The following is a 12,427-nucleotide window of genomic DNA, read 5'->3' as shown; positions in this document are numbered from 1 at the left end:
ATGGCTACCGTACCGAACATTGCAAACGTCGCGGTCCGCGACCTGAAAATCCAGCTCGGCGCGAACACGGTGATCGACGCGCTCGATCTCGACGTGCGCGCAGGGGAATTCGTCGTGCTGCTCGGACCGTCGGGTTGCGGCAAGTCGACGTTGCTGCACAGCATTGCCGGTTTGATCGACGTGACGGAAGGCAGCATCGAGATCGGCGGCGAGGACATGACGTGGGCCGATCCGAAAGACCGGCGCATCGCGCTCGTGTTTCAGTCGTATGCGCTGTATCCGACGATGAGCGTCGAGCTCAATCTGTCGTTTGCGCTGCGCATCAACGGCACACCGAAGGCGGAGATTGAGCGGCGCGTGGCGCGCGCGTCGGACATGCTGCAACTTGGGCCCCTGCTCAAGCGCAAGCCGTCGCAGCTGTCGGGCGGACAGCGGCAGCGCGTCGCGATCGGACGTGCGATCGTGCGCGAAGCCGACGTGTTTCTGTTCGACGAGCCGCTATCGAATCTCGACGCGAAGCTGCGCACGGAATTGCGTCGCGAACTCAAGCAATTGCATCAGCGCCTTGGCGCCACGATGATTTACGTGACGCACGACCAGGTCGAAGCGATGACGCTCGCCACGCGCATGGCCGTGATGAAGAGCGGCGTGATCCAGCAGTTCGGCACACCCGCCGAGGTGTATGCGCGCCCTGCGAACCTGTTTGTCGCGACCTTTCTCGGCTCGCCGGCGATGAACCTGCTGAACGGCACGCTGCATGCTCAGGGTGACGGCGTGCGCTTTACGGGCGCGAAGCTCGATCTCGACGTGTCGCCCTACGCGTTCGCCGCGCAGCCCGACTACGGCAAACCGTGCGTGCTTGGCGTGCGGCCCGAGGACGTGCGCGTGCGGATCGGCGCGGACTCGAATCAGCGCGGGCAAGTGTCGCTTATCGAACCAATGGGCAACCACCGGGTTATCTGGCTCGATTATCATGGCACTCAGATAGCGTCGATCGATCAGGAGAAAACGCCCGTCGCCGTTGGCGATTCAGTGGCGTTCGCGATCGATGGCGCACATATATCGCTGTTCGACGAGGCGGGCGGGGCGCGCCTCTGAGCGGCAGGCGCAACACTACAAGCGGACGGAGACACCGTGGCGACCCTAAAAGATGTAGCGGAGCTGGCGGGCGTGGGGCTCTCGACAGCCTCGCGCGCCATTTCCGGCAAAGGACCCGTATCGGCCGAGGCGGCTGCACGCGTGCAGGCCGCGATCGCCGAACTCAACTTCCGGCCTTCGTCGATTGGCCGCGCGATGGCCACGCAGCAACTGGGCATCATCGGCCTGTTCGTGCCGACTTTCTTCGGCTCGTATTACGGCACGATCCTCAAGCAGACCGATCTGGAACTGCGCTCGGTGCACCGGCACGTGGTGGTGGCGACGGGTTGCGGCGAATCGACACCGCGCGAGCAGGCGCTCGAAGCCGTGCAGTTTCTGATCGGGCGCGATTGCGATGGTGTCGTCGTGATCAGTCACGACCTGCACGATGAAGACCTCGATCAGTTGCACCAGATGCATCCGAAGATGGTGTTTCTCAACCGCGCGTTCGATGCGTTGCCGGATGCGTCCTTTTGCGCCGATCATCGGCGCGGCGGTGAGATTGCGGCGGCGACGCTGCTCGAGCATGGGCATCGTAAGATCGCCGTGATCTCGGGGCCGTATACGGCATCGGACAATATCGAGCGGCTTGAAGGTTTCTTCGACGAACTCGCGCGTCACGGCATTGCGCGTGAGTCGGTGCCGTTGATCGAATCGGACTTTTCGCCGGAAGGCGGGTATGCGGCGACGTGCCAGTTGCTTGAATCGAAAGTGCCGTTTACGGGGCTTTTTTGTGCGAACGATACGATGGCCGTCAGTGCGCTTGCGCGGTTTCAGCAGTTGGGCATTTCGGTGCCCGGCGATGTGTCTGTGATCGGCTATGACGATGATTACTCGGCGGCTTATTCGGCACCTGCTTTGACATCGGTGCATATTCCGACAGCGGAGTTGACGCAGAACGCGGTGCGCTGGCTCATCAATCAGTGTTATGGGACGAAGTGGGATATCTTTCGCGAGTTTCCGGTGACGGTGTCGATGCGGGCTTCGGTTGGGCCGCCGAAAGCGGCGTGAAAGTGTTTCGCCGACGGCTTGATTTGTCGCGGTTTGCGGTGCTGGATTAGCATGAGGGTTCAACCGCCGCAGGAGCTCCTATGCAGCCACCGCCTCTCGATAATCCCTTTCTCGAATCGCTCGCGGTCGAATTGACCGAATGGAAGAGCGGTTATGCCGAGTTTACGATGCCGATTCGGCCGGAGACGCTTAACCGTCAGCGGGTCTTGCAAGGTGGTGCGATTGCTACTCTCCTTGACGCTGCCGCGGGCTATTCGGGGCTCTTTAGTGAAGGTGATCCGATTCACGCGTTTACGTTGTCGCTGACGATCAGCTATCTCGACAAGGGGCTCGGGGAAAAGGTCATTAGTAAAGGGTTTCTTGAACGTAAAGGACGGTCCGTGTTCTTTGCTCGCGCTGAGGCGTGGGTCGATCACAAGGTGTTGATTGCTAGTGCGCAAGGGGTTTTTAAGTACGCATGAGTGGGGTGTTTTTTTTGTCTGCGACGCTGGGTGGTTTGATATGGCTTTGCGCTGGCATCCGGTTTGGTTTTTTTGCCTTTTCGCTGGCATCCGCGTGATGGTGTTTGCTGTTCAAGCGTCGCCCCTGTGCGGGGCGGCACCTACTTTTCTTTGCCGCCGCAAAGAAAAGTAGGCAAAAGAAAGCGGCTCACACCGTCAGTTCTTGTGTTTGCCTGAGGGCCCCCAACCGGTCTTATGCTTCACACGGCAACATCTCTATTGGCGCGCGTTGCCAACGCTTCGAATAAACGCCTCACCCGCTTCGAATTCCTATACACGAGCGAGCGGCAGCGAATGGTTTGTGCCGCCCAGGTGGCAAACTGTGTGTAGGTTGTCGCGTCGTACACGTTAGCGCTCTTACATGGTGGGACGCGTGCGCTATCGGTCCGAAGTGAAGCGTGTGTGTCGCTACGGCCTACACACAGTTTGCCACCTGGGCGGCGGTGGAATATCTGGCACGGCATGGTGAAGCGCGGGTGCGTGAAGCGGGTGAGGCGCACCGCAAGAGCGCTGGCAACGAACGTGGATCACGTGATTGCCGTGTGAAGCGTAAGACCGTTCGGGGGCCCTCAGGCAGGAAGACGTGTTGGCGGTGTTAGCCGCTTTCTTTTGCCTACTTTTCTTTGCGGCGGCAAAGAAAAGTAGGTGCTGCCCCGCACAGGGGCGACGCGTGAACGGCAAACACCGTAACGCGGATGCCAGCGCAAACCCCAGAAAACCAAACCGCCCGCACCACAAAGGCAAAACCCGAACCAGCGTCGCAGACAACCCAAAAAAACACCACCTTCCGGCATACTTCCCAGCAATCAGTTAACATCAACATTCCCTCGAAGAATTCCAGCCCGCGCGCGCAGCGCGCAAAAAATCCTCAGGAACACAGCATGGTCACATCCAGCAGCTACACCGATACCCGTCTGTTGATCAACAACGAGTGGTGCGACGCCGCCAGCGGCAAGACCCTCGACGTCGTCAATCCCGCGACGGGCAAGCCGATCGGCAAGGTCGCGCACGCGGGCAAGGCCGATCTGGACCGCGCGCTGGAAGCCGCACAGAAGGGCTTCGAAGCGTGGCGCAAGGTGCCCGCCAACGAGCGCGCGACGACCATGCGCAAGGCAGCCGGCTTCGTACGCGAGCGCGCCGACAGCATCGCGCGCCTGATGACGCAGGAGCAGGGCAAGCCGTTCGCGGAAGCGCGTGTCGAAGTGCTGTCGGCCGCCGACATCATCGAATGGTTCGCGGACGAAGGCCGCCGTGTCTACGGCCGCGTCGTGCCGTCGCGTAACCTGAACGCGCAATCGCTCGTCATCAAGGAGCCGATCGGCCCCGTGGCCGCGTTCACGCCGTGGAATTTCCCCGTCAACCAGGTGGTGCGCAAGCTGAGCGCCGCGCTCGCAAGCGGCTGCTCGTTCCTCGTCAAGGCGCCTGAAGAGACGCCCGCATCGCCCGCACAACTGTTGCAGGCCTTCGTCGACGCAGGCGTGCCCGCCGGCACGGTCGGCCTCGTGTTCGGCGATCCCGCCGAGATTTCGAGCTACCTGATTCCGCATCCCGTCATCCGCAAGGTCACGTTCACGGGTTCGACGCCCGTCGGCAAGCAGCTCGCCGCGCTCGCCGGCCAGCACATGAAGCGCGCGACGATGGAACTCGGCGGCCACGCGCCCGTGATCGTCGCGGAAGACGCAGACGTCGCGCTCGCCGTCAAGGCAGCGGGCGGTGCGAAGTTCCGCAACGCCGGCCAGGTGTGCATCTCGCCGACGCGTTTCCTCGTGCACAACAGCATCCGCGAAGAGTTCGCCGCGGCGCTCGTCAAGCACGCAGAGAGCCTGAAGGTCGGCGACGGCCTCGCTGAAGGCACGCAGCTCGGGCCGCTCGCAAACGCGCGCCGTCTGACGGCGATGGCGAACATCATCGAGAACGCGCGCTCAACGGGCGCGACGGTCGCGACGGGCGGCGAGCGCATCGGCTCGGAAGGCAACTTCTTCGCGCCGACCGTGCTGACCGACGTGACGCTCGAAGCCGACGTGTTCAACAACGAGCCGTTCGGCCCGATCGCCGCAATCCGCGGCTTCGACAAACTCGAAGACGCCATCGCCGAAGCGAACCGTCTGCCGTTCGGCCTCGCGGGCTATGCGTTCACGAAGTCGTTCCGTAACGTGCATCTGCTGTCGCAGAACCTCGAAGTCGGCATGCTGTGGATCAACCAGCCCGCCACGCCGACGCCGGAAATGCCTTTCGGTGGCGTCAAGGATTCAGGCTACGGCTCGGAAGGCGGACCGGAAGCGATGGAAGCCTATCTCGTGACGAAGGCCGTCACCGTCATGGCCGTCTAAAGTCTGCTGAAAACGTAGACGCCGCCCGCTGCAATGGCGGGCGGCTCGCTCACAGATGCGTATCCCCAACGCCACGTTGAGCCGGTTCGTCGGACGAATCGAAAGCTGTTGGTAAAACTCCCGATTGGTGGCACCGCGTCGCGCTTCTAGCATGGCGTTCGATGCCGCACGCTCGCGCATCGAATGCTTATACCGTTGCTTCGTTTTCAAACGCGGCAGATCGCTTCCGTTCTACTACTCACTGCATTGCCGCTGCAAGCTGGGCGTATGCAGCAATTCGCTGCTTTGCCCATGCCGCGCGCGTGACAAGAAAAACGAAAACGCACGACGCGCCGGCCCTTACGTGAGGCGCGATTGCGCCTGAGCATCGTCCGTCACGTCACGAGTCACTGGAGAGTTTCGATGATCTTTCATGCGTCCATTCCCACGCAAAATCCCGAGCGCGTCGCGCGCACGCTTGCCGAAGTGTGGGGCGGTTTTGCCGCGCCGTTTTCTCCTTTCGAAGGCGCGTGGATGGCGGTGGCGGGCGACGACCGCGGCACGATCATCGAGACTTATCCGAGCAACCTCACGCTCACGCCCGGCGACACCCAGGAGCCGCTCGCGTCGATGACGAACACGCGCGCGCAATACAGCGGCTTTCATATGGCCGTCGCGTCGCCGCTGTCGGCAGAGCAGGTGATCGCGATCGGCGAGCGCGAGGGATGGCGTGCCGTGCGCTGCACGCGCGGCAACAACTTCTTCGACGTGATCGAGCTATGGATCGAAAACAGCACGTTGATCGAAGTGCTGACACCCGAGATGCAGGCGCAGTATCTCGGCTTCGCGACGCCCGAGAACTTCCGCGCGCTTGCCGAGCAAGCTTCCGCTTCTGTTGTTGCATCGCAATGACTACACTGCGGTGATGTCCCTTCACCGGAGTCCGCGATGACTGCCGCAGCGAAATGTCCCGCGTCGGTTGCGACGTTCAGGAGCGAGCACGGCTTTTCGATCACGGTCGCGCGGCTGCGCGGCCTGCTCGCCGACAAAGGCATGACGATCTTCGTCGATATCGATCAGGCCGACGCCGCCGCGCAAGTCGCAATGACGCTGCGCCCAACGCGTCTGATCGTGTTCGGCAACCCAAAGGGCGGCACGCCCGTGATGCAGGCGAACCCCTTGGCAGGGCTGCTGCTGCCGCTCAAGGTGCTCGTGTGGGAAGACGAAGCGCGCGTCACATGGCTCGCCATCGACGACCTCACAGGCCCGCTCGTGGACGGCTATGGTCTGGAGGCGTCGCTCGTCGAGCCGCTCGCCAAAGCGAAGGCGCTGATCCAGGTGGCGGCTGCGCGCGATTCCGCGTGAGCGGCAGCGTCCGTGCTCCGATGGGCGGGCGACGCGCCGCCATGCGTTCGATCAATAAGTGTCACAAAGGCTTGCGTACGCGAGGCGTAGAGTCGGGTTCGCGTCTACCATGACGCGTTGCCGCGCACGGCGCGAGCGTTCATGACACGACATGTATGCATCGAATGCGGATACCGGGGTTTGCGTTTGTCTTATCGATTCTCACGGCACTTTCAGCGTGCACGGCAGGTTCCGCCGTCGCGCCACCTCACGCTGACAGCGCCCGCACATTGCCGGCGCTGATCGCCCATCGTGGCGGAACGGCCGATTATCCCGAGAACACATTGGCCGCCATCGAAGGCGCGCTCGCGAATCATGCCGACGTCATCTGGCTCACGGTGCAGTTGAGCCGGGACGGCGTGCCTGTGCTGTATCGTCCGAAAGATCTGTCGACGTTGACGGACACAAGCGGCCCGGTGGCGAGCCGGACGGCAGCGGAACTGGCGCGCATCAACGCGGGCTGGCAGTTCGAGGCGCTGGACGCGCCGGGGGCCAAGCCGTATCGCTCGAAGCCTGTCGGCATACCGGCGCTTGAAGACGCGCTGCGGATCATTCCCTTTGGCGTGCCCGTTGTGCTTGACATGAAGGCGTTGCCTGCCGCGCCCCAGGCGGCGGCCGTCGTGCGTGTGCTCGACGCGCTGGATGCGTGGCCGCGCGTCACGATCTATTCGACGGAGGCGGATTATCAGGCGGCATTCGCGCAGTATCCGCAGGCCCGTATGTTCGAGTCGCGAGATGCGACGCGCCAGCGGCTCTTCGGCGTCGCGATGACGGGGCAGTGCGATGCGCCGCAAGCCGGCACGCGAGCGGGCTTCGAACTGGGCCGCAAGGTCGAGGTGATCGAGCGCTTCACGCTTGGCGAAGGGCGTTCGACTTTTGCTGCTCGCACGTGGACGCCCGCGTCGGTGCAGTGTTTTCGGCGCGCCGCCGATACATGGCTGGTCGCGTTCGCCGTGAACGATGCGGCGGCTTATCGCGAAGCCGCGTGTCTGCATATGGACGCCGTGCTGGTCGATTCGCCGCGAACGCTGTCGCGCGTGCGGGCCGCACTGCAGTCAGCACAGAAACCTCTCGATTGCAGCGCGGCGAGCAACGGCGGCGCGTCGCACTAGCCCGCACACGTTCTCATTGATTGCCGGGGCTTGTCGCGATTGCCGCCGCCAGCAACGCTTCGAGCTTCTCGGGGCTCGCCAGCCCCGTAATCGTGCCGACCTTGCGCCCGTTGCCGTCATAGACGACGGTGAACGGCACCGCGCCGCGCGTATCGCCTTCGCGAAGCATGATCGCGATGCCACCCATGCCCGCGAGATAGAGCGGGTAGTTGATCCCATAGTCGTGCGCGAATGCACGCACGGCAGCCGCTTCGTCGAGTGCGACGCCGACGAATTGCGCCTTGCCGCGATACGCGTCCTGCATCGCGACGAAGGCGGGCACTTCGGTGCGGCATGGCCCGCACCACGGCGCCCAGAAATTGACGACGAGGGCGTGACCGCGATAGCGGTCGAGCGATTCGAGCTTGCCGTCGAGCGGCTGCAACTGCGTCTGATAGATGGCAGCGGGCCCTGCGGGCGCGGCCGCGAGCGCTGCGCTGCATGCAAAGGCCGCGGCGAGGGACACCGCGTATCGGCGGGGCGTCGATGAGACGACATTCATGTCTGACGAAATCTCCATGGCGAAAACAGGAGCGCCGAGCATACGGATGGACGCGCTCGCGGCACATGCTTGCGCGGCTCACATTCCTGCCCGATCGGCTCATCGAAAGCCGCGAGTGTGATTCCCGAAGGCTATTGATCCGATCGAGCATCTTGACGAGACGGCCTGGCATTCGCGAGCTCGTGCGTCGCCTCTAAAGTGCGTTCCATTGGCGCATCGCAAGCAGTACGGTCCGCGACGCGCATCGGACAGGAGAGTGACATGCAAGCGAAGACAAACGATACGGTGATGCCCGCTTCCTTCTTCGGTATTGCCGTCGGTTCACTGGCGCTCGCGAACGCGTGGCGCGTCGCGGCGCGCATCTGGCACCTGCCGGCGGGGATCGTCGACACGCTGACCTTCGTTGCGCTCGCCGTCTGGGTCATCGTGCTCGCAGCGTATGCGCGCAAGTGGTTCGTGCAACGCTCGCGAGCCAGGGCGGAGTGGGAGCATCCGCTGCAATCGTCGTTTGTCGGGTTGGGGTCGACGGCGAGCCTGCTGGCGTCGATTGCGCTTGCCAACTATTCGCGCACGGCTGGGCTCGTCGTGTTCGCGGTGGCGGCTGTCGCGCAACTCGCCGTGGGCGTGCATCTGCAAGGCCGCATCTGGCAGGGCGGACGCGACCCGGAACTGACGACGCCCGCGATCTATCTGCCCGCCGTCGCGCCGAGCTTTGTCGCGGCGACGGCGTCGGCGACGTTTGGTTGGCAACAGATGGGCATGTTGTTCTTCGGGGCTGGGTTGCTGTCATGGCTCGCGATCGAATCACTGATTTTGCATCGCGCCGCTGTGCACACGCCGCTGCCTGAAGCGCAACGCCCGCTGCTCGGTATTCAGGTTGCGCCGCCTGTGGTCGGCGGTGTTGCGTACATGAGCATTACGCACGGCGCGCCGGATCTGTTCGCGTTTGCGCTGCTTGGGTACGGTCTGTATCAGGCGCTGCTGATGTTGCGGCTGCTGCCGTGGATTCGCCGTCAGCCGTTTGCGCCGTCGTACTGGGCGTTCACGTTCGCTGCCGCAGCGCTGCCGACGCTTGCCATGCGGATTGTTGAGCGCGGGGCGACGGGTGAAGTCGAGTGGCTGGCGGTTGGGTTGTTTATCGTTTCGAATGGGGTGATTGGACTGATTGCGTGGAAGACGCTGCGCGCGTGGATCGGGGGGCGGCTGGTGCCGAAGCTTGAGTTGCCGCTGGCCGCGGAGGCCGTGAAGCCGCAAACGTTGCGCGTCGTGCGGGCCGTGAAGATTGCGCAGAATGATGTGCGTGGCCGCACGGCTGTGTGATTGTCGATTGGTTGCTTTTTTTGTTTGAGGCGCTGGTCGGGTTTTTTTGCTTTTTTGCTGGCATCCGCGTTGTGTTAGCTTGCTTCAAGCGTCGCCCCTGTGCGGGGCGGCACCTACTTTTCTTTGCCGCCGCAAAGAAAAGTAGGCAAAAGAAAGCGGCTAACACCGCTAATTCTTGTTCCTGCCTGAGGGCCCCCAAAGGGTCTTACGCTTCACACGGCAATCACGTGACCCATGTTCGTTGCCAACGCTCTTGCAGTGCGCCTCACCCGCTTCACGCGTCCGCGTCGCACCATGCCGTGCCAGATATTCAACGGCCGCCCAGGTGGCAAACTGTGTGTAGGCCGTAGCGCTACACACGCCTCACTTCGGACCGATAGCGCACGCTCCACCCTGTAAGAGCGCCAAGCTATACGCCGCGACAACCTACACACAGTTTGCCACCTGGGCGGCAGATACCATTCGCTGCCACTAGCCCTTGTGCGGGTGGTTGAAGCGGGTGAGGCGTTCATTCGAAGCGTTGGCAACGAACGTGAATCAGGGGTGTTGCCGTGTGAAGCGTAGGACCGGTTGGGGGCCCTCAGGCAAGAAGAAATGTTGGCGGTGTGAGCCGCTTTCTTTTGCCTACTTTTCTTTGCGGCGGCAAAGAAAAGTAGGTGCCGCCCCGCACAGGGGCAACGCGTGAAACACGAAGGCAAAGCGCGGATGCCAGCGTAAAAGCATAAAAAACCAAACGCATCCCACACGCCAACGCAAAATCAAAAAAAACCAACCCGCGCGCACCGCATCATCATTTCACGCCAGCTTGCGTCTTGCGATCCCAGGCCCTGAGGCTAGTCCCAAGAAACTCCGCAAACCCATCAGCAGACGGCGACAACGACCGGTCCACAGGACGATAAACACACACTTCCCGAATCGTCTCCGGCTCAACAACGCGCCGCATCACAAGCCCAAACGTCTGCGCAAGCGGTTTCACATAAAGCGGCGCAAGCGTAACAGCAAGCCCCTGCGCAACGAGCCCAAACGCAGTTGTGACATTATCAACAACCTCAACAGGCGCAATCCGCGCATCCGATGGCTGATCGGCCAACATCTGCGCGACACTCGCTTCATGATCGCGGCCCGTCGCGATGATCGGCGTGCCCCGCAGATCCTGCCACCGCAAGCGCCTTTTCCGCGCCAGCGGATGCTGCTCAGCGCACCACAACACCCACGGGCTCTGAAAGATCGCTTCGCGCTGCACGCGGTCGCCCGTCGCGCGATCGGGACCAACAGCGAGATCGACGTCCCCGCTCGCAACGCGCTCCACCAGTTGCTCGACATCCGTATCAACAACCCGCACCACGACCTTCGGCTTCTCGGTCGCGTAGCCCGCTATGGCAAACGGAATCGCCGTGCTCGCCAGCACCAGCGGCGCGCCAACCCGCACAATGCCCGCCGCGCGGTTGCGGATGTCGCTCGCGGTCTGCTCGGCGGCGCGCAGATGCCGCAGCACCGATTCCGCCGAAGAGAGAAAATCGCGGCCGGCCGTCGAAAGGCTCACGCGCCGCGTCGTCCGATCGAACAGACGAAAGCCAAGCTCGCGCTCCAGCTCCGCCAGCAACTGGCTCACGGCCGACGAGGTCAGCCCCAGCCGTTGCGCCGCAGCGGCAATGCCGTTCTGATCGACAATCGCGAGAAACGCCTCGAACTGGCGTATGGTGATGCGTGTGAGGGCCATCCGCCGATTCTAAAGCGTAACTTACGAATCGTGCAGAATCGATTGATTGTGACAACACGCGCTTTTCGACACACTGTTTCGCATGCGTCGGTGCATGCCTTCGCAACCTCTCGCAGAGTCAAGCAACATCCAGCACACATAGACAGAGACACAACCATGTTCGAACACATCCCCGCGTATCCTGGCGATCCCATCCTGAGCCTCAACGAGGACTTCCAGCGCGACCCGCGCACCAACAAGGTCAATCTGAGCATCGGCATCTACTTCGACGAAAACGGCACGCTGCCCGTGATGTCGTCGGTGCGCGAAGCCGAAGCGGCCATCGTCGCCCAAGGCACGCCGCGCTCGTATCTGCCGATGTCGGGCCTGCCGCAATACCGCGACGCCGCGCAGACGCTCGTGTTCGGCGCCGACAGCGCAGCGCGCGCCGCGGGCCGCATCGCGACGGTCCAGGCGGTGGGCGGCTCGGGCGCGCTGAAGGTCGGCGCGGATTTTCTGAAGCGCCACTTCGCGGACTCGCAGGTGTGGCTGAGCGATCCGAGCTGGGAAAACCATCGCGTCGTGTTCGAAGCGGCGGGCCACACGGTCAACACCTATCCGTACTACGACGACGCAACGGGCGGTCTGCGCTTCGACGCGATGCGCGACACGATCGACGCGCTGCCCGAACGCAGCATCGTGCTCCTGCACGCTTGCTGCCACAACCCGACAGGCGTCGATCTGACGGCAGACCAGTGGCGCGAGCTGGTGCCTGTGCTGCAGCGTCGCAAGCTGATCGCGTTCGTCGACATGGCGTATCAGGGCTTCGGCGATGGCCTCGAAGAAGATGCCGCCTGCGTGCGCATGCTCGCGGACGCCGACGTGCCGATGATCGTCGCGAACTCGTTCTCGAAGAATTTCTCGCTGTACGGCGAGCGTTGTGGCGCGCTGAGCGTCCTCTGCAAGGACGCAGCCGAAGCACAGCGCGTGCTCGGCCAGCTGACCTTCACGATCCGCGCGAACTACAGCAATCCGCCGATGCACGGCGCGCGGCTCGTCGCGGGCGTGCTCGGCGACGCGAAGCTGCGCGCGTCGTGGGACGACGAACTGCGCGTGATGCGCGAGCGTATTCATGAAATGCGTCATGCGATTCACGACGGGCTTGCCGGTCGCGTCGATGAAGTGATGCGCGCGCGTTACACCGCGCAGGTCGGCATGTTCACCTACACGGGACTGTCCGCCGAACAGGTCGAAACGCTGCGCCTGGAACACGGCATCTATCTGCTGCGCTCGGGGCGCATGTGTGTCGCGGGCCTGAACCGCAACAACGTCGCGTACGTGGCATCGGCGATTGCCGCCGTCGCCGGGTCGGGCGCGCGCCAGTAAGGAGGCAC

The 12,427-nt window shown here is 63.0% G+C and carries 11 protein-coding genes; 9 read left to right on the top strand and 2 right to left on the bottom strand.

Features of this window, described 5'->3' with window-relative positions; all coding sequences use genetic code 11:
• The 7 genes from SB822_RS17805 to SB822_RS17775 all read left to right on the top strand — a co-directional run bounded on the left by SB822_RS17805 (position 1) and on the right by SB822_RS17775 (position 7,473).
• Positions 1 to 1,098, top strand: coding sequence for an ABC transporter ATP-binding protein (locus SB822_RS17805; protein ID WP_410855262.1), 1,098 nt, complete (start codon positions 1 to 3; stop codon positions 1,096 to 1,098).
• Positions 1,099 to 1,134: 36 nt separating this feature from the next.
• Positions 1,135 to 2,148, top strand: a complete 1,014-nt coding sequence (locus tag SB822_RS17800; RefSeq protein ID WP_007744518.1) for a substrate-binding domain-containing protein — start codon at positions 1,135 to 1,137, stop codon at positions 2,146 to 2,148.
• 80 nt (positions 2,149 to 2,228) lie between these two features.
• On the top strand, positions 2,229 to 2,609 hold the full coding sequence (locus SB822_RS17795) for a PaaI family thioesterase (RefSeq protein ID WP_007744521.1): 381 nt from the start codon (positions 2,229 to 2,231) through the stop codon (positions 2,607 to 2,609).
• Positions 2,610 to 3,529: 920 nt separating this feature from the next.
• Positions 3,530 to 4,978 (top strand): NAD-dependent succinate-semialdehyde dehydrogenase, encoded by a 1,449-nt coding sequence (locus SB822_RS17790; protein WP_007584059.1) that lies wholly within the window; start codon positions 3,530 to 3,532, stop codon positions 4,976 to 4,978.
• Positions 4,979 to 5,380: 402 nt separating this feature from the next.
• The gene (locus SB822_RS17785) at positions 5,381 to 5,869 is read left to right on the top strand and encodes a hypothetical protein (protein ID WP_007584061.1); all 489 of its coding nucleotides are present in this window, start codon (positions 5,381 to 5,383) and stop codon (positions 5,867 to 5,869) included.
• A 36-nt stretch (positions 5,870 to 5,905) separates the two neighbouring features.
• Positions 5,906 to 6,322 (top strand): DUF302 domain-containing protein, encoded by a 417-nt coding sequence (locus SB822_RS17780; RefSeq protein ID WP_410855261.1) that lies wholly within the window; start codon positions 5,906 to 5,908, stop codon positions 6,320 to 6,322.
• A gap of 164 nt (positions 6,323 to 6,486) precedes the next feature.
• Positions 6,487 to 7,473 (top strand): glycerophosphodiester phosphodiesterase family protein, encoded by a 987-nt coding sequence (locus SB822_RS17775; RefSeq protein ID WP_410855333.1) that lies wholly within the window; start codon positions 6,487 to 6,489, stop codon positions 7,471 to 7,473.
• 13 nt (positions 7,474 to 7,486) lie between these two features.
• On the opposite strand, the gene SB822_RS17770 is transcribed toward SB822_RS17775, so the two are convergent.
• Positions 7,487 to 8,014 (bottom strand): TlpA family protein disulfide reductase, encoded by a 528-nt coding sequence (locus tag SB822_RS17770; protein ID WP_410855260.1) that lies wholly within the window; start codon positions 8,012 to 8,014, stop codon positions 7,487 to 7,489.
• A 261-nt stretch (positions 8,015 to 8,275) separates the two neighbouring features.
• Between SB822_RS17770 and tehA the strand changes: the two genes are divergently transcribed.
• Positions 8,276 to 9,334 carry a dicarboxylate transporter/tellurite-resistance protein TehA gene (gene tehA, locus SB822_RS17765; protein WP_007746305.1) on the top strand — a complete coding sequence of 353 codons (1,059 nt, stop codon included), beginning with the start codon at positions 8,276 to 8,278 and terminating at the stop codon, positions 9,332 to 9,334.
• A gap of 790 nt (positions 9,335 to 10,124) precedes the next feature.
• Here the strand turns inward: tehA and SB822_RS17760 are convergent.
• Entirely contained in the window at positions 10,125 to 11,054 is a 930-nt protein-coding gene (locus SB822_RS17760) for a LysR family transcriptional regulator (RefSeq protein WP_007749328.1), read from the bottom strand.
• 156 nt (positions 11,055 to 11,210) lie between these two features.
• Between SB822_RS17760 and SB822_RS17755 the strand changes: the two genes are divergently transcribed.
• Entirely contained in the window at positions 11,211 to 12,419 is a 1,209-nt protein-coding gene (locus SB822_RS17755) for an amino acid aminotransferase (RefSeq protein WP_410855259.1), read from the top strand.
• The last annotated feature ends 8 nt before the right edge of the window (positions 12,420 to 12,427 follow it).

The sequence above is a fragment of the Paraburkholderia sp. SIMBA_054 genome, from assembly GCF_046534875.1.
Taxonomy (GTDB): domain Bacteria; phylum Pseudomonadota; class Gammaproteobacteria; order Burkholderiales; family Burkholderiaceae; genus Paraburkholderia; species Paraburkholderia hospita.
Note: the sequence above shows the minus strand (reverse complement) of the source record. Positions and strands in the feature narration are given on the sequence as shown.

Coding starts and splice junctions, on each gene's coding strand:
- SB822_RS17780 (WP_410855261.1), top strand. CDS start 5,906: ATGACTGCCGCAGCGAAATGTCCCGCGTCGGTTGCGACGTTCAGGAGC.
- SB822_RS17805 (WP_410855262.1), top strand. CDS start 1: ATGGCTACCGTACCGAACATTGCAAACGTCGCGGTCCGCGACCTGAAA.
- tehA (WP_007746305.1), top strand. CDS start 8,276: ATGCAAGCGAAGACAAACGATACGGTGATGCCCGCTTCCTTCTTCGGT.
- SB822_RS17760 (WP_007749328.1), bottom strand. CDS start 11,054: ATGGCCCTCACACGCATCACCATACGCCAGTTCGAGGCGTTTCTCGCG.
- SB822_RS17755 (WP_410855259.1), top strand. CDS start 11,211: ATGTTCGAACACATCCCCGCGTATCCTGGCGATCCCATCCTGAGCCTC.
- SB822_RS17785 (WP_007584061.1), top strand. CDS start 5,381: ATGATCTTTCATGCGTCCATTCCCACGCAAAATCCCGAGCGCGTCGCG.
- SB822_RS17775 (WP_410855333.1), top strand. CDS start 6,487: ATGCGGATACCGGGGTTTGCGTTTGTCTTATCGATTCTCACGGCACTT.
- SB822_RS17795 (WP_007744521.1), top strand. CDS start 2,229: ATGCAGCCACCGCCTCTCGATAATCCCTTTCTCGAATCGCTCGCGGTC.
- SB822_RS17790 (WP_007584059.1), top strand. CDS start 3,530: ATGGTCACATCCAGCAGCTACACCGATACCCGTCTGTTGATCAACAAC.
- SB822_RS17770 (WP_410855260.1), bottom strand. CDS start 8,014: ATGAATGTCGTCTCATCGACGCCCCGCCGATACGCGGTGTCCCTCGCC.